The sequence below is a fragment of the Mycobacteroides abscessus ATCC 19977 genome (assembly GCF_000069185.1).
GTDB lineage: Bacteria > Actinomycetota > Actinomycetes > Mycobacteriales > Mycobacteriaceae > Mycobacterium > Mycobacterium abscessus.
On record NC_010397.1, the window covers coordinates 4406590 to 4429981 of the forward strand.

The following is a 23392-nucleotide window of genomic DNA, read 5'->3' on the forward strand; positions in this document are numbered from 1 at the left end:
CGAACGAATTTCGCACAGGTGCCCTAGCATTCGCTATGAGCTAGCAGCGTGGCTAGCACCCGGGCGAAAGGGACACCCGATGACAGCGGAACTGTCGGAACACATCGAACAGCCGCGGATCACCCCGCGACCTGCCCCCACCGCACGCCCGCAGCTGCCCCGTCCCGGTGATCTGACCCTGCGGGAACGCGCGATGGTCGAGACGTCCGCTCTCACCGACATCGCCCTACGCACCGTCGGCGCCTTGTCCGTGATGGGGGTCGTTGCCCCCAGCCTGGTCATCGACCGCGAGTTCGTGGCGCGTGAACGTGACAACCTGGCCTTCTACGGCGAACTGGCCGCGATGGGCGATGCCGATCTGTCCTTTCCCGAACCGGAGATCACGCCCGTGGTGTTCTCCCGGCCTGCGGGCCGCGTCGCACAGGCCCTCGCCAAGGCCACCGTCGAGAACCTGGACTTCGAGAGCCCGTACCAGACCCGCAATCCCGCGCTGCGCGACTATTGGAAACGATTCCCACACAACAGTGTGGCCCGCGCCCAGCATTGGCGTCACGATGACGGCCCACGGCCCACGCTCTGCGTCATCCACGGGTTTTTCGGCTCGCCGTATCTGTTGAACGGAGCATTTTTCGCGCTGCCCTGGTTCTTCCGTAACGGCTACGACGTGTTGCTGTACACCTTGCCTTTTCACGGCCGCCGGGCCGAGAAGTACTCACCGTTCAGCGGCGCCGGATACTTCAGCCACGGATTCACCGGCTTCTCCGAATCGATGTGCCAGGCGGTGCACGATTTTCGGATCTTCGTGAACTACCTACGCGGTACCGGCGTGGAAAAGATCGGCCTGACGGGGTTGTCGCTGGGCGGCTATACCACCGGACTGATCTCCACCGTGGAGCGCCGGATCGACGTCACCATTCCCAATGTTCCCGTAGTGGACGTGAAATCTCTTCTGCACAGCTGGATTCCGGCCGAGCCGACAATCAAGCTCGCCGCCCGGCTCGGGCATCTCGACCAGGGCCGGCTCGACGGTGCGCTGTCCTATTCGTCGCCCTTGACCTATCAGCCGGTGGTACCCAGAGAGCAGCGGCTCATCATCACCGGGCTCGGCGACCGCCTGGCCCCGCCGGAGCAATCCGAAATGCTCTGGGAACACTGGGATCGCTGCGCGTTGCACTGGTTTCCCGGGAATCACATCCTGCACGTCAACCAGGGTGACTACCTACGCCGCATGACCGAGTTCCTCGACCGCCATCTGAATGTCTAGCCCTTGACGGCCGACACCAGACTGATCGAATTGAACATGTACCACGCGGGCTGGCTCGGCTCTGGCAACGTGCGGCCGGAAAAGTTCAGGTAATCCAACAGCTCGGTGCGCTCCGAATCCCAACCATGGCAACGGAACCAGGTGGCAGCCTCGCTGCGCTGCTCGTTGTAGATCAGCGAAAAGAAGTCGGAATTCGCCTGGTCGCCGCTTTCATTGGCACCCGCCACCAGCATGGCGAACACCACGTCGGCATAGGTCGTCATCTGTTCGATGCCGACGAAGCTGCCCGGGGCGGCCAGCTGATCGATCGACTCGAACAGACGCTCCTGAGCGTCTGCCGGCAAGTAGATCAGCAGCCCTTCGACAAGCCAGGCCGACGGCTCGGACGGATCGAACCCCTTGTCCTGTAACGCCTTACCCCAATCCTCACGCAGGTCGACGGAGATCTCCGCACGGACGGCCTTGGGCTCGGCCCCGTGCTGGTCGAGCGCCTCGCGCTTGAACTGATGCACCAAGGGCTGGTCCAGCTCGAAGACCGTCGTCCCCGGTGCCCAATCCAGCCGATACGCCCGCGAGTCGAGCCCGGAGGCCAAGATCACCACCTGCTTGACGCCGGCCTCGATTGCCTTGCCGAAGTAGGTATCGAAGTAGCGCGTGCGGGCGCCTTGAAAGCTCACGAAATATTGGCCGAAGTCTTCCGATCGCAACGGATGCTCGGGTACACCGCCGGCAACCAGCTCGGCCCATTCCCCACCCGCGGCACGACAGAACACCTCGGCGTACTGATCTGCCGCCAGCGGTGCGGGTTTCGTCGCCTCGAGAGCCCGACTGGCCGCCACGAACAAAGCGGTGGAGCCGACGCTTGTGTTGATGTCCCAGTTATCTCGATCGGTGCGCATGATCGCGACAATACTCTGCGAGGGTGACAACCAAGTTGACATGCATCGGCGCCCAGATGTAGCTGCTTTGGCCAAATCATGCTCAGACCAGTGGGCGGCCCGTACGAATGCGCCAGTCGAGGTCCAGCATCAACGCGTTGAAGGGGAAGCGCCGCAACCCGTTGGGCAGCAGACGGGCCGCCAGCCCGAGCACGGCGAGCAGCCACCGGAACATCCGCTCCCGGGAAGGGTCCCAGGCGAACCCCATCTCATCGCGGAATCGTTGCGGCAAGAACCCGGTGGTGATGAAGCGCGAAAAGGCACCCACTGGACCGCGCATGAACGGCGGCACCGCGATGGACGCCGATGCGATGCGGTACAGATACGGACGGACGTGATCGTCGATATGCACCAGATCCATGGACTGTGCCCAGTACTCGTCGAATTCCGCGCACGACTTCGGCCACATCGCCAGCGGCATCTGCAAGGTGGTGCCCATGACGGCCCCTTCCTGCAAGCACCGCTCGGCCGTCTCGCCGGTCAGCGGCCCCACGAAGGCCTCGTACACATCGACGAATCCCTTGTAGAGGCAGACCGCCACCCACTTCTGCAGTTCCGGATCAAAGGCGTTGTACTGGACCTTGTCGCCCGGCTGCGAGTGCACCTGCGCGTGTGCCCGATTGGTCGCCTTTCGGAAGGCCGCCTTCTGCTCCGGAGTGCCCAGTGTGGCGACCGCCAGGAATGTGAAGGTGGTTCGCGCCCGTTTGATGGGATGCAGATCTGCACGCCCGCTCTCGACCTTGCTGTCGACGACGCCATACCCCACTCCGGGCCGCGCGAGCTGCATGATGATGTTGGCCGGTCCGCCCAGCAAGGCCAGACCCATGAAGTTGTCCGCCACCGTGGGCCGGCGCCGCCAAGACCACCACGGGGACAGCGGCGCGGCCGGCGGCACCGGCTCATTGCGGCGGCTCCGCGTGCCCGGGCCGCCATCGCCCGCGAGCTGCGCTTCAGCTTCCGACACCTGTTCGATAGTCACCATTGACCCCTAATATCTGCGAACGCTTGTTCTCAAATATCGTCCAGTGGAGCACCACCTGTCAAGATGTAGTGGTGTCGTCATCGCGGGTATACGGGGGCGTCGAGGCTCCCGACCGCCAGGCCGAGCGCCGTAATCGGCTGTTGGACGCGGGCCTGGACCTGCTCACCTCCGGCCCTGCCCCGAATCTGACGGTCCGCGGTGTGTGCAAGCACGCGGGCGTGGTCGCCCGATACTTCTACGAGAACTTCACCGATCTCGACCAGCTCAGCGCGGAGGTCTTCGACAGGGCCATCGGCCATGTCGCGACAACAACCCAGCAGGCCGTGGATGCGGCGCCCCTGCCCGAGAAAACTTCCGCCGGCATCGCCAACCTCGTACGCGTCATCGAAGGCGACCCGCGAATCGGGACGCTGATGTTCGGCAACAACCCGGCCAACTCGGTGATTGCCGAACGCCGCCAAGCGGCCTGGGACATGTTCGCGGCCCTGTCCGGCCAACACATGAACAAGACATATCAGGCCACCAACGACGAAACACTTAGGGCCGTTTCCTATTACACGGTTGGCGGCGTCGGGCACACGCTGGCCGCCTGGGTCTCCGGTCAGCTCAAGCTCCCGGGCACCGAACTCGTCAGGGTATTGACCGAGCTGCTGCAGCCCGTCAGGCGGTAGCGACCTCCCGCGGCGTGCGCTCAGCGGCCGTCTTCGGTGCCACGGCGACATCCGCGGCGGTAAACTCCTTTGTCCAGCAAGCGAACTCAAGAGTGATCCCGTCCGGATCCAAGAAATAGAACGAGCGCACATACACGCCCGGATGCAGCTCCCTGGATACCTGGAATTCGCTCTCGTCGTGGTTGAGAATGGGCCCCACCCGCACGCCCTTGGCCTTGAGCTTGACGCGGTACTCGTCGAACTTCTCGGCGGGCACATGCAGTGAGATGTGGTTCATGGAGCTGACGGCGCTCACGATGTCGCCGATCCCCGGAATCGCGGCAGGCGCCGATATCCCCGGGACGCCGTCCGGCGCATCCTTGAACCAGAAGAATGCCAGGCTGTCGCCACCGCCCGCGTCGAAGAAGAAATGCTGCCCCTGCCCCATGGGCAGATCCAGCGACTTGATGAGCGGCATACCCAACACGTTGGAGTAGAAGTCGACAGTGCGTTCCATGTCCGAACACACAAGCGCCACATGGTTGAAACCGCCGAACTCGAATTCGGAGTTGGGGTTGTTCGGTTTGATCATCGTCATGGGGAGCCTCCTTGATCCGACCGCATGACCACCTTGCGTTTTACGCTAACCTGAATCTAACATCAGATTCAGAAACGGGTCAATACCCGTGCGGCAAGTAGACAGGGGTGAGCATGGTCCAACCCACCGTGCGCGGCCGTCAGACCCAGGCGGCTATCGACGAGGCTGCACGAACGGTGATCGCCCGCAAGGGAATCCTGTCCACCACCGTGGCCGACATAGCCGCCGAGGCCGGCCGGTCCACGGCATCGTTCTACAACTACTACGACTCAAAAGAGGCGATGGTGGCGCAGTGGGCCATGCGATTTCGCACCGAAGCGCAGGAGCGCGTATCGGCCGCGATCAGACATGGGCGCTCCAACAAACAGCGCGCACGCGATATCGCCACCGCGCACTGGCTCACCTGGCGTCATCAGCTGGCCGAGATGATCAGCGTGTCCCAGCTGGCCATGATCAATACCGAGTTCGCCGAATTCTGGAACCAGATGTGCTCCGAGCCAATCGATTTCCTCACCACTACGATCAAGCGCGCACAGCGCGACGGGTACAGCCCGGGCAATGATCCCCACCTGATGGCCAGCGCGATCGTCTCGATGATGAATCAGTTCGCCTACAACCAGCTCAGCCAGGGCAATTCGGCCACCGTCGACGATGATGCCTGCATAGACACTCTGGCCGGAATCTGTTACCGCGCGATCTATTCCAAGGAGGTCTGCTGAATGCCCACCCAAGTGACCGTCGAGCGAGAGTTCATCGGGCTACCCTCACCGACCGCGGGACGGGGCGGCGCCGGCGGACATCCCTGCCAGGGTCTGTATCACCGGGCGGCAGGCACCAAACCCAAGGTCGCCTTTATCGCCACCCACTATCAGATCGACTTTTCCGAGCACTACATCGCCGAGTATCTAGCCCGGCACGGGTACGGATTCCTCGGCTGGAACACCCGGTTCCGGGGGTTTGAAAGCCAGTTCCTACTGGACCACGCCCTGGTCGACATCGGTGTGGGCGTGCGCTGGCTACAAGAGCAGGCAGGAGTGGAAACGGTACTACTGCTGGGCAATTCCGGCGGTGGTTCACTGATGGCGGCCTATCAGTCCCAGGCGACCGCACCCAAGGTGAAGCCGCTGGAGGGCATGCGGCCCGCGGAAGGGCTGGACGGCCTGCTCCCGGCAGCGGGCTACGTCGCCACCGCCGCGCATCTCGGCCGCCCCGATGTCCTCACCGACTGGATGGACGCCTCGGTGATAGACGAAAGCGATCCGGCCTCAACAGACCCGGCACTGGATCTGTTCAACCAAGCCAACGGCCCGGCCTACGCACCCGAGTTCGTCGTCAAATACCGAGAAGGCCAGGCAGCGCGGAATCACCGGATCACGGCGTGGGCGCTCGAGGAACTCGCGCGGGTGCGTGCGGCCGGGTTCAGCGATCGCGCCTTCACCGTGCACCGCACCTGGGCCGACCCGCGCATGGTCGACCCCACGCTGGAGCCCACCAAGCGCCCTGCCAACCTGTGCTACGCCGGTGTTCCGGTGAAGGCCAACCGATCCACATTCGGAATCGGGGGTGCCACCACCTTGAAGAACTGGCTCGGCATGTGGAGCCTGTCGCACGCACAGACCCGTGCCGAACCCCACCTGGCCGATGTCACCGTCCCCGCCCTGGTCATCAACGCCGACGGCGACACCGGCGTCTTTCCCTCGGATGCGCGGCGGATCTACGGCGCACTGGGCGCGACCGACAAATCGCAGGCAACGATCGATGCCGACCACTACTTCCAGAACCCGGGAGCCCGCCAGGAGCAGGCCGATACCATTGCGGAGTGGGCAAGCAAGCGGTGGTGAGATGAGCCTCTCGGGTGAAAATCATCGGGTAAGGGTTCTCGCACACTTTCCGTCCGGTCCACGGGTCCTCGAACAGCTTGCACCGCACGCCGATTGGCTTGATGTCCGCTTCTGCGCCGAAGATGACGACAACACGTTCTATGCCGAGCTGCCCGGTGCCGACGTGTTATGGCACGTCTTGCGTCCACTGTCGGCAGATGACGTCGCGAAGGGTGAACGGCTGCGGCTCATCCACAAGTTCGGCGCCGGGGTCAACACCATCGCGCTGGATGCCGCGGTGGAGCATGGGGTGGCCGTGGCCAACATGCCCGGCGCCAACGCCCCGTCGGTCGCCGAGGGGGCCCTGCTTCTGATGCTGGCGGCGTTACGGCAACTGCCCCGCCTGGACCGTGACATCCGCTCCGGCAACGGATGGCCCACCGATCAGTCCCTCGGCGAGAGTGTCCGCGATATCGGCTCCTGCACAATTGGATTGGTGGGCTACGGCAATATCGCCAAGTCCCTGGAGAAGATACTGCTGGCAATGGGCGCCACCGTGCTGCATACCAGCACCCGCGACGACGGCACCGCGGGCTGGCGCGGTCTGAATGACCTGCTGACCAGCAGCGATATCGTGTCGCTGCACCTCCCGCTCACCGAGGCCAGCACCGGGATGCTCGACAGCGCCGCCCTGAACCGCATGAAACCCGGATCAGTGCTGGTGAACACCTCACGCGGGGCGGTGGTCGATGAGGCGGCGCTGGTCAACGCGCTCCAGCAGGGCCCTCTTGGCGCTGCCGGTCTCGATGTCTTTGCCCAAGAGCCGGTTTCGCCAGAAAACCCACTCCTGGCGCTTCCGAATGTGGTGCTCACACCGCATGTCACCTGGTTCACCGCCGACACCATGACGCGCTACCTCCACCACGCCATCGACAACTGTCGGCGTATACATGAGGGGATGCCGCTAGCTGACCGCGTGCGCTAGGCTAGCGCCAAAGATTTACACTAGGCGCAATTCGTAAAGATTCGTGCAACGGATACCACAACGGCGTGGGAGGACGAATGGGAACAGCCGTACAACTCGCGGGCAAGGTCGTGGCCGTCACCGGCGGAGCGCGGGGCATCGGCCGGGCCATCGCCACGGCGTTCGCCGCCGAGGGCGCCAAGGTCGCTATCGGCGACATCGACAAAAAACTGTGCGAGAACACCGCGGCTGAGATCGGAAACAGCGCCATCGGCCTGCCGCTCGATGTCACCGATCACGGCAGTTTCGAGGCCTTCTTCGACACCATCGCGGCCACCGTGGGGCCGGTCGACGTGATCGTGAACAACGCGGGCATCATGCCGATCACCCCGTTCGATGACGAATCCCTGGAATCCATCCAGCGCCAACTCGATATCAACGTGCGCGGAGTCATGTGGGGCAGCCAGCTCGCCATCAAGCGGATGAAGCCGCGCGGCGGTGGTGTGATCGTCAACATCGCCTCGGCCGCGGGCAAGGCGGGTTTCCCCGGGCTCGCGACCTACTGTGCGACCAAGCACGCCGTGGTGGGCCTCAGCGAAAGCCTGAGCCTGGAGTACGAACCCGCCGGAATCTCGGTGGTATGTGTGATGCCCGGCATGGTCAACACCGAGCTGATCTCCGGCCTAGACACCCATTGGCTATTGAAAACCGTTGAACCAGAAGATATTGCGAATGCCGTCGTGAAAGCGGTACGCCGGGGCGTCTTCCCGGTTTTCGTTCCCAAGATGTTCGGCGGAATGTACCGGACCATGTCGGTGCTACCGCGCAGTACCGGCAAATTCTTGACCCGCAAGCTCGGCATCCAGGACTTCATGCTCAATGCCCATGGATCCGATGCCCGCAAGGCCTACGAAGACCGCGCGAGCCACAGCGGGCCCAGCACCGAATAGTGAGGAAGCATTCAGATGCCGATCGCCATCAACAGTGAGCATGTAGCACTTGCGGATTCGGCACATGCGTTCGTCGAACGTGTTGTGCCCACCGAGCTGCTGCACGAGACACTCGAGACCCCGTTGCCGTGGCCTCCTCCGTTCTGGAAGAGCGCCGCCGATCAGGGCCTGACCTCCGTGCACCTCGCGGAATCGGTCGGCGGTCAGGGATTTGGCGCATTAGAGCTTGCCATCGTGGTGGCCGAGTTCGGTCGGGGCGCGGTGCCCGGGCCGTTCGTCCCCTCGGTGATCGCGAGCGCGCTCATCAGCGCACACGACCCCGATCATCCGCTGCTGAGCGACCTGGCCTCGGGCGCGTCCATCGCCACCTTCTCCTCCACGTCGTCGTTTACCGCGACGCCTGCCGGCGATGGCCTGAGCGTGGACGGGCAGGCACGCTCGGTGCTTTCGGCGACGTCCGCCACATATGTGGTGGCGCCGGTCGCCATCGACTCCGATCGGAGGTGGGTGGTACTGAGCGCCGACGATGTCACTCTTGACTCGCAGCAGAGCGTGGACCCCCTGCGACCGGTGGCGCATGTGACCGCGACCGCCGTGCAGGTTCCGGCCGATCGTGTGCTGAGCAACCTCACCGACGCTCGGGCCACCAGCATCATCTCCACGATCGTGTCCGCCGAGGCCGTGGGCGTTGCCCGTTGGGCCACCGACACCGCGTCCGAATACGCCAAGGTGCGTGAGCAATTCGGCCGCCCCATCGGCCAATTCCAGGGCATCAAACACAAGTGCGCCACCATGGCGGCCGTCACCGAACGCGCCACCGCGGCCGTGTGGGATGCCGCTCGCGCTCTCGACGATGCCGACGAGAATCCGGGCGTGGTCGAATTCGCGGCCTCGGTGGCCGCGACGCTGGCACCGGCCGCGGCCCAGCAATGCGCGCAGGACTGCATTCAGGTGCACGGCGGCATCGGCTACACCTGGGAACATGACGCCCACATCTACTACCGCAGAGCGCTGGGTCTCACTGCCGCTCTGGGCCGTTCCGGCGGGGCACCGGCAACCGTGGTGCGCACCGCCGTCGAACACGGCCTGCGCAAGGTTGACATCGATCTAGCGCCGGAGACCGAGGCCCTGCGCGCGGAAATCCGTGCCGAGGTCGCCGCTCTCAAAGAGATCCCGTCCGGCAAGCGCAACACCGCCATCGCCGAAGGCGGATGGGTGCTGCCGTATCTGCCCACCCCGTGGGGTCGTGCCGCCTCCCCCGTCGAGCAGGTGATCATCTCCCAGGAGTTCCTTACCGGAAAGGTGCGCCGCCCTCAGCTCGGCATCGCCACCTGGCTGGTGCCGTCCATCGTCGCGTATGGCACCGAAGAACAAAAGCAGCGGTTCCTTCCTCCCACGTTCCGCGGCGAGATGATGTGGTGCCAGCTGTTTTCCGAGCCGGGCGCGGGATCGGATCTGGCGGGCCTGTCCACCAAGGCGGTCAAGGTCGAGGGTGGCTGGCGCCTCACCGGCCAGAAGATCTGGACATCGGTGGCTCAGTTCGCCGACTGGGGTGCCTGCCTGGCCAGGACGGACCCCAGCGCCCCCAAGCACAACGGCATCACCTACTTCCTCGTCGACATGAAGAGTGAAGGAGTCACCGTTCGACCGTTGCGCGAGATGACCGGCGGCGCGCTATTCAACGAGGTCTTCATCGACGACGTGTTCGTGCCGGACGAGTTGGTGGTCGGCGAGGTCAACCGCGGCTGGGAGGTCAGCCGCAACACGCTGACCGCGGAACGCGTTTCCATCGGCAGCTCGGATCTGCCATTCCTGGCCAGCCTGGACGACCTGGTGGCGTTCGTCGGCACGCACGACCTCGGCGAGGTGGCACGCGATCGCGCCGGACAGCTCATCGCCGAAGGACACGGGGTGAAGCTACTCAACTTGCGCTCCACACTGCTGACCCTCGCCGGTGGTGACCCGATGCCGTCGGCGGCGGTGTCCAAGCTCCTTGGCATGCGCACCGGGCAGGGGTACGCCGAGTTCGTGGTGAATCATTTCGGGCAAGACGGCGCCATCGGCGATTCCGAACAGGAACAAGGCCGCTGGGCGGACTATCTTCTAGCTAGCCGTGCCACCACTATCTACGGCGGCACCTCCGAGGTGCAGCTCAACATCATTGCCGAGCGACTGTTAGGACTGCCGCGTGACCCGTAATACCGCTACCGAAACCGCGTGGCGCCAGCATGAGGGATTCTTCACCGCGGGCGATGGCACCCGAATCGGATTCTCCGACACCGGGAACCGTAAGGCGCCCACCACCGTGCTGTTCCTGCACGGCTGGACCCAGAACCGCGAGGCCTGGGACGACGTCGCCGGCCCGCTGCACGAACGTGATCCGGAGCTGCGCATCATCGCGCTCGACCACCGTGGACACGGCAAGTCCGACGCCGCTCCCGAGGGCACAGTCAACGTTCGTCAACTCGCCACGGATGCTGCCGACTTCATCAACGCCCAGATTCCCGCCGGGCAGATCGTGATCGTCGGGCATTCGATGGGCGGCATGACCATGATGGGCCTGGGCGAATACCACCCCGACCTGGTGGCTCAACGGATTTCCGGTGCGGTCTTCGTTGCCACGTCGGCTGGCCGGCTCCTGCACCGCCTCCGGGTGGTTCCACCGGTCTTCCAGGTCGTCAAGGCGGTGATACTGGGCGTCGTGGCGCAGGGCTGGTTCCTGCAGCAGGGTTACCTCATGCGCCCGATCATCTCGACGCTGGTATTCGGACGCGATCCGCGCCCCTACGACGTCGGCCGGGTATGGGATCAGATCCGCTCGGGCACCCCGCGTAGCTACAAGGATGCCGCGGAGAGCATGGTGCTGCATGAGGATCTGACCGAGGGCCTGAGCGCCTATCGGGGCATGCCGACGGCAGTACTGGCCGGCGACCGCGACTTCCTCACCCCGGCAGGCGATTCCCGCATTATTGCCGCAGCCTTGCAGACCAACGAACTGCGCACCTACCCGGGCTCGGGCCATATGCTGCCCAACGAGCGCTCCAGCGAGGTCGTCAACGAGATCGTGACGGTGCTGGAAGCCCTGGGGCAGCCGGCCGCCCCGGTTACCCGGGAATCCGCCGGCTAGCTGTACCGGGCCTGAAGTCGCCGCAGAGTGGCCTCGATCCCCTTCGCGTTCGCCTTGACGAAGCCGGGAAGTTTGTAGTTCAGCAGGCTCTGGATCGGTCCGGCATTCCGGAAGTCGAATGTCTCGGTGACGCGGGTGCTGGTCGGCGACAACGCGACGAACTCCCACCGCCATCGGTGGCCCAGAGGATGACGCCATTCGACAACTTTGTCGGGGTCCAACTCGGTGACGGTGCTGGTGATGCGGTACGGAAGCCCGAACATCCGCATGCCAGTGGAGAATCGTGAGCCAACCTGAAGATGGTCGGGCGTACGGATGTTTTGGCCCACCGTGCCGGAACCGTCGAGTTCATGATGGCGCCGCGGATCCGCCGCAATGGCGAACAATTCCGTTGCCGGGGCGGATACTTCGACTGAGCGGCTGATCTGCTGCGGGCCTGGGTCTACTACCGATACGGACATACCTGCACTCCAATCATTTGGCGGAGAGTCTTAGAGCCGTTCAACCTCGACGGTCACACCCCGGGCGGCACGCAGCCGTTCGAGTAAGGGGTCGCCCATGGCCGCCGCGGGCGTCAAAACGCCCAGCCGGTCCGGCAGTTCAGTGCGATCCAAGGCCAAGGTCAGGCCGCTCTCGCCAAGCAGCACGGCGGTCGCCTTGTAGCCGGGGTCACCTTCCTGAGCGATGATCGCCCGATACCGCACACCCTCGGTTGTGGTGGTGTAGGTCTCCACCCGATAGTGGCCCCGTTCCCGGGTACGTTCACTCGGCCCGGTTCCCGGCTTCGGAAGTACGCGCTGGGCAATGAATTTCGGCAGCGGCACACGTGTTCCTAGACCGAAGCCAACCGTCAGGGCTCCGGTTACCGCGGCCGCCGCCACCGGGGCCACTACCGAGCTGCCCAAACTCATCGCCTCGCGGTACCGCATCCGGGTGCCGTATGCCCAATCGAGCAGCGCGTTGCTGCGACGCACAATCCTGGTGTTGACGGGGCCCATGAAGAACGCGCCCAGCCATTTGCCCGTCAACTCGGGCGCAACGGATTCGCCGCGCAATGTCTGAAATTCGCGCTGCCGGCCCACCTCGGGTTCGGCCGGACGATCCGGGCTCAGCGAGTAGGGATCCTGCGCGTTGCGGCGCACTTCCGGGTCTTCGGCACTGGCCTCCATCACCTCCACCATCGACGCCGCCGTGCCACCGCTGACTCCGCCCCGGAACTTGCTCAGCACATACGTGGTGTCAAGAAGCTCGCCGGTGCCATCTTCCTGCGCCCGCCGGTACAGTGCGTACACACTCAAATCCGATGGGATGGAGTCGAATCCGCAGCAGTGGACAATCCGGGCGCCGGTGTCTGCTGCCTGCTTGCCGTATACGTCGATGCTTTCCCGGACAAAGTTGACCTCGCCGGTCAGATCCGCGTAGTCGGTGCCCGCCTCGGCGCACGCGGCCACCAGCGGGAGCCCGTACTTTGTGTACGGCCCGACCGTGGTCAACACCACCTGTGTGGATGCCGCCATGGCCGCCAGCGTCGCGGGCCGCGTCGTGTCGGCTTCGATCAGCGGCCAGTCCCGCGCGGCGGGGCCGCAAGCATCACGCACGGCGGCGAGCTTTTCGGTGCTACGCCCGGCCAGCGCGATCCGCGCACCGGTGGCCTCCACCCGTCCAGCCAAGTACAGAGCCGTCAGCTTCCCGACGTATCCCGTTGCCCCGTACAGCACGATGTCGTGTTCGCGGGACATTGGCTACACCTCCAGCTCGCGCAGCTCACGCTTGAGAATCTTTCCGGATGGGTTGCGCGGCAAGACATCCAGAAACACGACGTCGCGCGGCACCTTGTATCGGGCCAGATTATCGCGCACATAGGCGCGGATGCCGTCGGCGTCCACGGTCGAGTCGGGATGGCGGACCACGAACGCACGCAGCCGTGCGCCCCATTCCGGATCGTCCACCCCGAGCGCCGTGGCCTCAATGACCTCCGGATGCCCGCTGATCAGGTCTTCGACCTCGGCGGGGAACACGTTCTCACCGCCCGAGACAATCATCTCGTCATCACGGCCGGAGACGTAGAGCAGTCCATGCTCGTCGAAGTAGCCGACGTCGCCACTGGACATGAGGCCGTCGATGATCTGCTTGTGTCCGCCGCCGGTGTAACCGTCGAACGGGATCGCGTTACTGACGAAGATGCGCCCGACCGTTCCCTGTGAGACCGGTTTGCCTTCGTCGTCAAGGATTTTCACGGTCGCGCCCTTGACCACCGGGCCCACTGTGGACGGGTTGATGGCCAGATCCTGGGGCCGCGCGATGGTGGCGAACGCCACCTCGGTGGACCCGTACAGGTTGTAGATGACCGGCCCCAGGGTGTCCATCGCCCGGGAGGCCAATTCGCCGCCCAGCTGCGATCCGGACACGAAAACGATACGCAGGGACGATAAGTCGGGCTTCACGGACAACTCGTCGAGAGCATTGAGCAGGCGATTGAGCATCACCGGCACCACCACGATCGCGGTGACCTTGAACTTCTCGACATCGGCAAGCACGTTCTCGGGCTTGAACTTCCGGCGCAGGATCAGGGTACATCCCAGCGTCAGCGCCAGGCTCTGGTGCAGATAACCCAATGCGTGGAACATCGGTGCGGGCACCGAGGTGACCTCGCCCGAACGGAACGGGACATGCGAGAACATGCCGCCGACGGGCGCCAGGGTCAGCGCCAGCTTGCGCGGGGCTCCCTTGGGCGTGCCGGTGGTGCCGCTGGTGAGAATCACCAACGACGAGTACTTCGAAGGACGCGGAGCCGGCGAGGTGCTGTTGCGCTTGATCACCGACGCGATGGTCTCGTCGGTCGAGGCCGGCTGGTCCGGGTTGTCCGGGTTGGTCGGCAACGCCATGATCCGGCCCAGCTCGGGGCTGTACCCGTCCAGGAACTCGGCGTACTCGGCGTCATAGATCAGGACACGGGCGCCTTCACGCTCGGCGACCTCCTTGGTCTGCGGCCCCGAGAAGTCGGTGTTGAGCAAGATGACGCGGGCACCTGCGCGATGCGCGGCATAGTTGGCGATGATGAACCAGCGGTGGTTGCGCGCCAGGATCGCGACGCCGTCGCCGCCCTTGATCCCGAGCCGATTCAGGCCGTGCGCCAGGGCGTTCACCGCGTCGTTCAGTTCGGCGTAGGTGATGGACCCCTCGTCATCGATGATCGCGGTCCGCGATGGGCTGCGGTGCGCCCCGAACGCGGGCACCGCGCCGATCTCGCCGAACCGGTAAAAGTCGCGAACGAGGCCCGCCAGCACGTTCGGCGGATCCAATTTGAGCATCCCCGCCTCGATGACCTTGCGAAGATAATGCAGCTCAGCGCCACCGCGCTTCGCAAGGGTCTGAAGTTTCGAGAAGAGCGGCCGTTCGGCGGTGATCGACATGATCGACAGCCTATGTGACCTCCCTCTCAACGGCACAGCCAACCGGTCGGTCGGGGGCACGTCACGAAGTACGCCCAGGAAAGTCGGTCTGCGGCCCTACGATGGCGCCATGGCGGATGGTCTTCGCGCAAGCGGCTCATCCAAGGCAGACCTTGTGCTGCAGGTCGCGGGGCGCGATGTCACCATCACGCACCCGGATAAAGTGATTTTTCCCGACTCGGGCATCACCAAGGGCAACCTGGTCCACTACTACCTCGATGTCGCAGAGGGAGCGCTGCGCGGGGTACGCGACCGGCCCATGATCTTGAAGCGGTTCGTCAAGGGCATCGCGCAGGAGGCGGTGTTTCAGAAGCGCGTGCCGGAAAAGCGCCCGGATTGGATCGCCTCGGCCGAGCTGCACTATGCGCGCGGGACCTCCGCCCGGGAGGCCGTCGTCACCGATGCGGCATCGCTGGCCTGGGTGGTCAATCTCGGCTGTGTCGATCTCAATCCGCATCCGGTGCGTGCCGATGACCTGGACCACCCCGACGAGCTGCGCATCGACCTGGACCCGGTGCCGGGGGTGCCATGGAGCCAGATCCTGGATGTCGCGTTTGTCGTTCGCGGGGTGTTGGAAGATCACGGGCTGACCGCCTGGCCCAAGACGTCCGGTTCCCGGGGCTTTCACATCTATGCCCCGGTCGCACGGCGGTGGACGTACCGGGAACTGCGGCTGGCCGCCGAGACGGTGGCCCGCGAGGTTGAACGCCGCGCCCCCGAACTGGCGACCAGCCGCTGGTGGAAGGAGGAGCGCCATGGGGTGTTCGTCGACTTCAACCAGAACGCGAAGGACCGTACTGTCGCCTCTGCCTATTCGGTGCGTGCCACCCCGGATGCCCGGGTGTCGACTCCGCTGCGCTGGGACGAGGTGGCCGGCTGCCGCCCCGAGTCCTTCACCCTGCACACGGTGCGAGAACGGTTCGCCGATATCGATGACCCCTGGCGGGGCATGGACGATGCGACCGGGACACTCGATCAGCTGCTGGAGTTGGCCGCCGAGCTGGGGCCCGCGGAAAAGGCGCCCAAGGGTGCCTCGCGTGACGGACGCCGCCGGCCGACGATGCCCCTCATCGAAATCGCGAGGACCAAGACCAAGCCAGAAGCCCAAGCAGCCCTTGATGTCTGGCGCGATACCTATCCACGAGTGGCCGGTCTACTTGAACCACAAGACATTCTGATCGACGGTATGCGCGGGCCGAGCTCCGTCTGGTACCGGGTGCGGATCAACCTGGTACATGTCCCCGAAGGACAAAGGCCCGCACAGGAGGAGCTGATCGCCGACTACTCGCCGTGGAGCTAGGCCTCACTCAACATCGCACGTAACTCGCCGTAGGCGGGCGATCCCAGCAGATCTTCCCAGACCTCGAATAACGGCGCAGGAAGCGCCTCATCCAACCCATACCACCGGTGCTCCGCGTACTTGTCCGGCTCCATCACTACCGGTTCACCGGATACCCAACGCGCAACCACCCATAGCGTGACCGAGCACATCCCCTCGGGGTGCGATGTCGTCGTGGCACCCGCTACGCGTGCGTCCACGACCAGCATTCCCGTCTCCTCACGAACCTCGCGAATAGCCGCGGCCTCCGGGCTCTCCCCCCATTCGATCCAGCCACCCGGCACGGACCATGTGCCGGCGCCATGCGCACCGTGCCGGCGCCCCATGAGAAAACGACCGTTTCGCACCACGAAACATCCGATGCCGGGGTGCGGGCGCGGGCAGTCTGTGGTCATTGGACACTCCTTGATCTGAAGCAAGCAGTTGACGGCTGCCCTCCCAAAGTATGTCTATAGCGTTCATCTGTCAGCGACCACCACCACAGCCGGTTGATCGGGTGCTGATCCCAGGATCTGCTCTCGCTGTTCGGCCGTGGTTGCTCCCCACACACCGAATGCCTCACGCCTTTCCAGCGCATATCCTCGACATTCTGCGACGACTCGGCAACCTCGGCAGATGATCAGTGCACGGCGCTCGCGTTCTCTGCGCCGTGCGCCGCGCTCGTCGTCCGGCGAATAGAAGAAATCCCATGGCATTCCCCGGCACAACGCATCATGTCGCCAACCGGACTGCGATGCGCTCGCTGTGGTCGGATGTACAAGCGCAGCCACTGCGGTGTCTTCTAAGCTCCGCGCACTCGCGACATCGGTGCCGCACGGGCTGGCGCCGTCCAGGAAGGCCAAGGCTTCGGCGGCCTGTCCATGCCGTCCGTCCCAGTCCAGCGAGTCCGGACAGAGGCGGCCATGGATATCTCGCACCCGAGCAACCAACTGATCGTTCAGGAGGCCGAATTCCGCCAGTGACTCCCCCGGTGGCGGGCCGCCATACGGAATCCACTTGGTGACGAACGCAATGATCTCGCTATCGAATCGGTCCACCGCATCAGCTCAGATTCGCCATCGACCGGACGTAACGCGCGGCCACCGATAGCGATGCCACATCATGAGATGCCTTGCCGGCCAGTTCCTCCAACCGCGCGCCGGCCCTTTGCACATGAGCCCAGTTGTCGCGTTCCCATTCTGCTATGAGCCGATCGGCGTTCCCGCCCACCGCCGCCTCCGTTACAACATCGCGCGTAAGCAGCCGCACCGAGCGGTACAGATCCTCCCGTAGCGTCAACCGCGCCAGGGTGTGCCACCGATCCCTCCGCGGCAAAGCTGACACGGCGATAAGCCATCTGTCGATATCAAGCCGGTCCGACAGCGTGAAGTACGTTGACGCCACCATCTCGACAGTCAGTCCCGTCTCCGACGCCACCTCGATGATGTCCAGCAAGCTGTAGCGATAGAGGCCGTCTGCCAACCGCTTAGCCGTCGAATCTCCGATCCCCTTAGTGACGAACTCTTCTCGGATCAGCCGCATCGCGGCAAGCTCGTTGCCACACAGCAGATCTGACACCAACCCCGAGTGTTTACGGATGTGGTCCCGAAATCGCGCGATCTCCGCGTCCACCGCCAAGGGCTGCTGGCGGTTGGCCAGGAACCAACGCGACGCGCGATCAAGGAGCCGTCTCACCTCCGCAATCATCGAGTATTCCACTGCAGGCCGGGCCTGCTCAGCCACGATGTCGTCCCATAGTTGGCGTATATCAAACACTTCCGTCACGACAACAAAGGCACGCAAGATGTCCTCCGGTGTCGCACCGGTTTCCTCCCACAGCCGATGGGCGTAGGTGATGCCGCCCATCTCGAAGATGTCGTTCACCAGCTCGGTAGCCAGGATTTCGTTCCGGAGCGGATGCACGTCAACGGCCACAACATCTGCCAGTCGCACAGGAAAGTACCCTGCCATTAGGTCCGAGAACACGGGACCGGCGAATGCGCCGCACTGAGTAAGCCCCGCTTTGAGATCCAGTTTGGCATGCGCGAGCAGAGTCGCAAGCTCCGGCGACGTCAGGCCCTTGCCCTCGGCAGCCAAAACACCGAGTTCTTCGGGGCCCGGCAACGCTTCCAATTCACGGTCCAGTCCTCGCCTCGCAACCAAATCGTTGATCATTCGGCCATGTACATCGATCTGAAGATGCGCATGCGAACGTGCCTCACCCAGCAGTCGGTTCTGGCCCGCGTTGTCACGGAGGACCAGCCTGGATACCTCGTCCGTCAATGACGCAAGGAACTGCGAGCGGTCAGAGCTCGCGCCCGGCCCGTCTTGAATCGCGCCACCAAGAAGAATCTTGATATTGACCTCGCGGTCTGAGCAGTCCACCCCCGCCGAGTTGTCCAGTGCATCCGTGTTGATTCGTCCGCCGCTGCGGGCATATTCAATGCGCGCCAACGAGGTGAGTCCGAGGTTGCCTCCCTCAGCTATCACCCGGCACCGTAGGGCATTCGCATCCACACGGACAATGTCATTGGCCTTGTCACCGGCTGCTAAATGTGACTCGCCTGAACTTTTCACATAGGTGCCAATACCGCCGTTGAACAGCAGGTCGACAGGTGCACTCAGAATCGCCTGAATCATCGCAGGGGGCGTCAACACTGACACCTCTGGGCCCAGGCCCAACACCGCCCGCATCTGATCAGACACCGGTATCGACTTGATGTCCCGCGGCCACACACCGCCTCCCGCGCTAATGGCATGGGGAGCGTAGTCCGCCCACGACGACCCCGGTAGCTCAAACAGCCGCCTGCGCTCGTGCCATGAACGTTCAACATCAGGTGCGGGGTCGATGAACACGTGCCTATGGTCAAATGCCGCGACTAACGCGAGACTTCGACTCAGCAGCATCGCGTTACCGAAGACGTCACCGCTCATATCACCAATCCCGGCCACTGCAAACGAATCTCGGTCGACGTCGATTTCCATCTCGGAGAGATGGCGGCGCACGCTGACCCAAGCCCCCTTGGCGGTGATGCCCATCTTCTTGTGGTCATAACCCACCGAACCACCCGATGCGAAGGCATCACCAAGCCAGTATTCATGCTCGGCAGCAATCTCATTCGCCACGTCCGCGAAGGTCGCCGTGCCCTTGTCCGCCGCCACAACAAGGTAGGGGTCGAAGCCATCACGGCAGACCACATCGCCGGGATGACTGGGTTCGCCGTCGGCCGAGAGATTGTCAGTGATTTCCAACAGACCCGTGATGAACTGTCGATAGCATCGGCGGCCCGCCTGCTCGTGCGCCCTATGATCCGCCTGGAGATTCCCGGTGGGCGACGGCGGCCTGCGCACCACGAAGCCTCCCTTGGCTCCCGCAGGAACGATCACCGCGTTCTTCACCGACTGAGCCTTGGCTAGCCCGAGGACCTCGGTTCGATAGTCATCGAGGCGGTCAGACCATCGCACTCCCCCTCGAGCGATCTGCCCGAACCGAATATGCACGCCCTCTACCTCGGGAGAGTAGACAAAGATCTCACGGGGTGGCCGAGGCCGGGGAAGTTCCTCGATCTCTTCTGATCTGAACTTCAATGAGATGTGGTTTCGATCCGGGCCCAAGCCTCCCGACAGGTAGTAGTTGGTACGGGAGGTAGCCGATATGAGTGTCAAATAGGCATTCAGCGTCCTATGTGCGTCCAAACCGCTGACCTGTTCCAACTGTTCTTTTACCCTGGCCAACTGTTGATCCACTCGCTTCGCGCGGACATCATCAGATGAGCACAGCGCAGGGTCGAACTGCCGGTGGAAGAGCTCGACCAAAGCTGCGGAAACCTCAGGATGGGAGAGCAGAACCGCGTGAATCCGATTCTGGCTCAGTGGGACAACAGTGTGTCGGAGGAATCGGCCATACGCGCGTAGCAACGCCGTATCCTGCCAGCTCAGCCCCGCACTCACGGTAAGGACCGCCAGCCGATCAACCTCGACCCATCCCGCCCACATCGCTGACATGGCCGCAGTCATCGGACGATACGTACTGTCGTCGTTCCACAAATTGACTGCCGGTTCGTGTTTGGGTTCGGCCTCGAATTCGTGCACAGTACACAGCAGCGCGTCGGGACGCCGGATGGTCATCGCCACCTGACTGACGACATCGAGATCACAGCTCGCCAGCAGGCTCAGTACCCGTTCAAGCGAAACGGTCCCTTCCGCGGTGTAAAGCGTCACTCGCAGCTGGCCGTTGTCACCTCTGCGAATCCGGAACTCGAAGCCGTCGGCGGCGAGCAAGTCGAGCGTTGCGGTGTCTACCTCCGGGTAACGTTCCGCTTCACCTATGTACCCTGCGGGCAGCACAACCCCGCAGGACGACGTCGTGATCATCGTCCTTCTCCGTTTCAAAGTGATGTGGCTAGCTACGGAACGACATATTCGTCCGCTATCGCCAGAGCTGTGTCCAGCGATTTGATCCCCTCTTGGACTTCAAGATCCGTCACCGAGCATGGTGGTACGGCGTGGATTCTGTTGAAGTTTGCGAAAGGCAATAGTCCCGTCGCTTTACATTCGGCCACAACGCTGTTGATGGCTGCGTTCGACGTTCCGTACGGCGAAAGCGGTTCTCTACTCTCCGGATTGGCCACCAATTCGATGGCCCAGAAGACCCCGAGGCCCCGAATTTCGCCGATAGACCGGTGGCGCTCTTTGAGCCGTTGCAACTGTGGGCCTAAGACATCGCGACCAATTCGCCGCGCGTTGCCGATCATGCCCTCTTCGTCCATCGCCTCGATGGTGGCCACCGCCGCAGCCGTGGCCAGGGGATGACCGGAGTACGTAAGTCCGCCTGGATAAGCCCTTTCCGAGAAGGTTTCGGCGATGGCCCCATTGATCGCAACCCCACCAAGCGGGACATAGCCCGAGTTCACCCCCTTGGCAAAGGTAAGCAGATCAGGGACGACATTGAAATGATTGATGGCGAACCATTCACCGGTTCGGCCGAACCCAGCCATCACCTCATCCGCGATGAACACGATGCCGAACTGGTCGCAAAGCTCACGTACCCCTGCCATGTACCCGGGTGGCGGCACCATGACGCCCGCCGTGCCCGGTATAGATTCGAGCACGATTGCCGCGATGGTGCTCGGCCCTTCCAGCCGAATAGTCTGCTCCAGATGAGCCAGCGCGCGTTCGGTCTCCTGCTCCTCATTCGCCGAGTTGAACACTGACCGGTACAGGAACGGGCCATGGAAGTGCACCACGCCGCTGTTGCCGTAGTCGTTGGGCCATCTCCGGGGGTCGCCGGTAAGATTGATGGCTGTATCTGTGCCACCGTGATATGAGCGGTAGCGAGCGAGCACTTTGTAACGACCGGTGTGCAGCCGTGCCATCCGGACCGCGTGTTCGTTCGCATCGGCACCACCGTTGGTGAAAAAGATTTTGTCTAGATCACCCGGCGTACGTTCCGCGATGAGACGCGCGGCCTCAGATCGGGCATCGTTGGCGTATTGCGGTGCAACGGTGCAGAGTTTGGCGGCCTGGCGCTGGATTGCGGCCACCACCTTCGGATGTTGATGCCCGATATTCGTATTGACCAGTTGTGACGAGAAGTCCAGTAGGCGACGGCCTCCGCCGTCCCAAACGTAGGAGCCGGCAGAGGCGACAATCGTCATCGGCTTGATCTGGCTTTGCGCCGACCACGAATGAAATACATGCGCGCGGTCGAGTGTGTATGCCCGGGAAGCTTCCTGAAAAGCGTCCGCCGCCGACAACCCGTTGGGCAGGGTTTCTGTTTCTTGGGTCAGTGTCATGGTTTCGTCTTTCACTTGTTTTCGGGGAATCCCAGATTGATTCCGCCATGACTGGGGTCGAGCCAACGACTCGTGATTGCCTTGCCGCGGGTGTAGAAATTGACACCCTCCATGCCATGGGCGTGTGTATCGCCAAACAATGAGCTCTTCCATCCGCCAAAGCTGTAATAGGCCATCGGAACCGGGATGGGTACGTTGATTCCCACCATGCCGACCTCCACCTCATTCTGGAATCGCCGCGCCGCGCCGCCGTCGTTGGTGAAGATTGCCGTCCCATTTCCGTACGGGCTGTTGTTGACCAGCTCTAGCGCTTCGTCATAGGTATCGACGCGCACCACCGACAAGATCGGACCGAAAATTTCGTCCGTATATACGCTCATATCCGGACCGACATGGTCGATAAGGGTTGGGCCGAGCCAAAATCCATCACTGGCTCCGTTGGCCTCGACCTCGCGGCCGTCGACCACGATGGCCGCTCCGGCTGCCCTTCCTGCCTCGATGTAGGACGCCACCCTGTCCCTGTGAGCCTTGGTTACCAATGGGCCCATATCGGCGTCGCCCGTCCCGTCACCCGTCTTGATACCGCGCGCCCTCTGGGCAATGCGTGCCACCAGCTCATCTCCGATCGAACCGACCGCCACCGCAACGGAAATCGCCATACAACGTTCACCGGCCGAGCCGAAGCCGGCATTCACCAATGCGTCCGCAGCCAGGTCGAGATCGGCATCGGGGAGGACCACCGCATGGTTCTTCGCGCCGCCCAACGCCTGTACGCGCTTGCCCGCAGCCGACGCCGTGGCATACACGTATTGAGCAATTGGTGTGGAACCGACGAAGCTGACGGCTTTGACGGCTGGGTGTGTCAAAAGCTCGTCGACAACAGTCTTATCCCCCTGCAGCACGTTGAATACTCCCGCCGGCACACCTGCCTCGGCCAGTAGCCGCGCCAACCACAGAGATGCGGACGGATCCTTCTCGGATGGTTTGAGCACAACGGTGTTTCCAGCCGCGAGTGCTACGGGGATGAACCAGAGGGGCACCATCGCGGGAAAGTTGAAAGGGCTGATGATCGCGACAGGGCCCACCGGCTGCCGGACCGAATAGACATCGACATTTGTCGAGGCATTCTCGGTGAAACCGCCCTTGAGAAGATGCGGTATACCGCAGGCGAATTCAACGACCTCCTGTCCCCGCCCAACCTCTCCCAGCGCATCTGACAGCACCTTGCCGTGTTCGCTGGTGATGATGGCCGCCAACTCCTCCTTACGGGCATTGAGCAACTCACGGAAATTGAACAGAATGGCAGAACGTCTCGCGAGCGACATGTCTCGCCAGGCCGGGAATGCAACGGTGGCCGAGTCGATCACGGCACGTGCGTCTGCGACGCTGCCCAACACCACTTCACCGGTGACTGCGCCGGTCGCCGGATTCGTGACGGGTGCCAGCCGCCCGCCGACTCCCGGGTAGGTCTTGCCGTTCATCCAATGCGTGATGCTCTGTGTCATGGCTGAGACTCTGCCTGGCCCGCGGCCGA

Annotated in this window: 20 protein-coding genes; 9 read left to right on the forward strand and 11 right to left on the reverse strand. The window is 63.4% G+C overall.

From position 1 onward, the window contains the following. Positions 1-79: 79 nt before the first annotated feature. The gene (locus MAB_RS21935) at positions 80-1264 is read left to right on the forward strand and encodes an alpha/beta hydrolase family protein (RefSeq protein WP_005079994.1); all 1185 of its coding nucleotides are present in this window, start codon (positions 80-82) and stop codon (positions 1262-1264) included. On the opposite strand, the gene MAB_RS21940 is transcribed toward MAB_RS21935, so the two are convergent. Continuing rightward, positions 1261-2163 carry a class I SAM-dependent methyltransferase gene (locus MAB_RS21940; protein ID WP_005079993.1) on the reverse strand — a complete coding sequence of 301 codons (903 nt, stop codon included), beginning with the start codon at positions 2161-2163 and terminating at the stop codon, positions 1261-1263. The two genes, MAB_RS21935 and MAB_RS21940, sit on opposite strands and share 4 nt — an antisense overlap. A gap of 82 nt (positions 2164-2245) precedes the next feature. After that, the gene (locus tag MAB_RS21945) at positions 2246-3184 is read right to left on the reverse strand and encodes an oxygenase MpaB family protein (RefSeq protein ID WP_005089377.1); all 939 of its coding nucleotides are present in this window, start codon (positions 3182-3184) and stop codon (positions 2246-2248) included. 68 nt (positions 3185-3252) lie between these two features. Here MAB_RS21945 and MAB_RS21950 point away from each other — a divergent pair, with 68 nt between their 5' ends. After that, on the forward strand, positions 3253-3855 hold the full coding sequence (locus MAB_RS21950) for a TetR/AcrR family transcriptional regulator (RefSeq protein ID WP_005114743.1): 603 nt from the start codon (positions 3253-3255) through the stop codon (positions 3853-3855). Here the strand turns inward: MAB_RS21950 and MAB_RS21955 are convergent. Next, complete coding sequence (locus MAB_RS21955; RefSeq protein ID WP_005095216.1) at positions 3845-4426, reverse strand: VOC family protein; 582 nt, start codon at positions 4424-4426, stop codon at positions 3845-3847. The genes MAB_RS21950 and MAB_RS21955 overlap by 11 nt on opposite strands. A gap of 119 nt (positions 4427-4545) precedes the next feature. Here MAB_RS21955 and MAB_RS21960 point away from each other — a divergent pair, with 119 nt between their 5' ends. The 6 genes from MAB_RS21960 to MAB_RS21985 all read left to right on the forward strand — a co-directional run bounded on the left by MAB_RS21960 (position 4546) and on the right by MAB_RS21985 (position 11293). Next, positions 4546-5151, forward strand: a complete 606-nt coding sequence (locus MAB_RS21960) for a TetR/AcrR family transcriptional regulator (RefSeq protein WP_005079989.1) — start codon at positions 4546-4548, stop codon at positions 5149-5151. Further along, entirely contained in the window at positions 5152-6273 is a 1122-nt protein-coding gene (locus tag MAB_RS21965; protein WP_005089381.1) for an alpha/beta hydrolase, read from the forward strand. A 1-nt stretch (position 6274) separates the two neighbouring features. Continuing rightward, positions 6275-7237 (forward strand): 2-hydroxyacid dehydrogenase, encoded by a 963-nt coding sequence (locus MAB_RS21970; protein WP_005112311.1) that lies wholly within the window; start codon positions 6275-6277, stop codon positions 7235-7237. A 77-nt stretch (positions 7238-7314) separates the two neighbouring features. Next, positions 7315-8166 carry an SDR family oxidoreductase gene (locus tag MAB_RS21975; RefSeq protein ID WP_005079986.1) on the forward strand — a complete coding sequence of 284 codons (852 nt, stop codon included), beginning with the start codon at positions 7315-7317 and terminating at the stop codon, positions 8164-8166. A 15-nt stretch (positions 8167-8181) separates the two neighbouring features. Next, positions 8182-10365, forward strand: coding sequence for an acyl-CoA dehydrogenase family protein (locus tag MAB_RS21980; RefSeq protein WP_005089385.1), 2184 nt, complete (start codon positions 8182-8184; stop codon positions 10363-10365). Continuing rightward, the gene (locus MAB_RS21985) at positions 10355-11293 is read left to right on the forward strand and encodes an alpha/beta fold hydrolase (protein WP_005071467.1); all 939 of its coding nucleotides are present in this window, start codon (positions 10355-10357) and stop codon (positions 11291-11293) included. The genes MAB_RS21980 and MAB_RS21985 overlap by 11 nt, the downstream gene beginning before the upstream one ends. Here MAB_RS21985 and MAB_RS21990 read toward each other — a convergent pair. The 3 genes from MAB_RS21990 to fadD2 are packed head-to-tail and all read right to left on the reverse strand — an operon-like array spanning position 11290 to position 14706. Next, on the reverse strand, positions 11290-11754 hold the full coding sequence (locus MAB_RS21990; protein WP_005079984.1) for an SRPBCC family protein: 465 nt from the start codon (positions 11752-11754) through the stop codon (positions 11290-11292). The two genes, MAB_RS21985 and MAB_RS21990, sit on opposite strands and share 4 nt — an antisense overlap. Positions 11755-11784: 30 nt before the next feature. Continuing rightward, complete coding sequence (locus tag MAB_RS21995; RefSeq protein WP_005064064.1) at positions 11785-13032, reverse strand: saccharopine dehydrogenase family protein; 1248 nt, start codon at positions 13030-13032, stop codon at positions 11785-11787. Between the two features lie 3 nt (positions 13033-13035). Further along, entirely contained in the window at positions 13036-14706 is a 1671-nt protein-coding gene (gene fadD2, locus MAB_RS22000) for a long-chain-fatty-acid--CoA ligase FadD2 (protein WP_005079983.1), read from the reverse strand. Positions 14707-14860: 154 nt separating this feature from the next. Between fadD2 and ligD the strand changes: the two genes are divergently transcribed. Continuing rightward, positions 14861-16045, forward strand: a complete 1185-nt coding sequence (gene ligD / locus MAB_RS22005; protein WP_005112312.1) for a non-homologous end-joining DNA ligase — start codon at positions 14861-14863, stop codon at positions 16043-16045. Here ligD and MAB_RS22010 read toward each other — a convergent pair. From MAB_RS22010 to MAB_RS22030, 5 genes are all read right to left on the reverse strand, one after another. Next, on the reverse strand, positions 16042-16479 hold the full coding sequence (locus MAB_RS22010) for a nucleotide triphosphate diphosphatase NUDT15 (RefSeq protein ID WP_005095231.1): 438 nt from the start codon (positions 16477-16479) through the stop codon (positions 16042-16044). The two genes, ligD and MAB_RS22010, sit on opposite strands and share 4 nt — an antisense overlap. Before the next feature lie 63 nt (positions 16480-16542). Next, positions 16543-17121 carry a WhiB family transcriptional regulator gene (locus tag MAB_RS22015; RefSeq protein WP_005112313.1) on the reverse strand — a complete coding sequence of 193 codons (579 nt, stop codon included), beginning with the start codon at positions 17119-17121 and terminating at the stop codon, positions 16543-16545. Between the two features lie 4 nt (positions 17122-17125). Then, on the reverse strand, positions 17126-20437 hold the full coding sequence (locus tag MAB_RS22020) for an NAD-glutamate dehydrogenase domain-containing protein (protein WP_005112314.1): 3312 nt from the start codon (positions 20435-20437) through the stop codon (positions 17126-17128). 32 nt (positions 20438-20469) lie between these two features. After that, a complete protein-coding gene (locus MAB_RS22025; protein WP_005112315.1) occupies positions 20470-21858 on the reverse strand; it encodes an aspartate aminotransferase family protein in 1389 nt (462 codons plus the stop codon). A gap of 11 nt (positions 21859-21869) precedes the next feature. Further along, on the reverse strand, positions 21870-23363 hold the full coding sequence (locus MAB_RS22030) for a CoA-acylating methylmalonate-semialdehyde dehydrogenase (RefSeq protein ID WP_005095242.1): 1494 nt from the start codon (positions 23361-23363) through the stop codon (positions 21870-21872). Between the last annotated feature and the right edge of the window lie 29 nt (positions 23364-23392).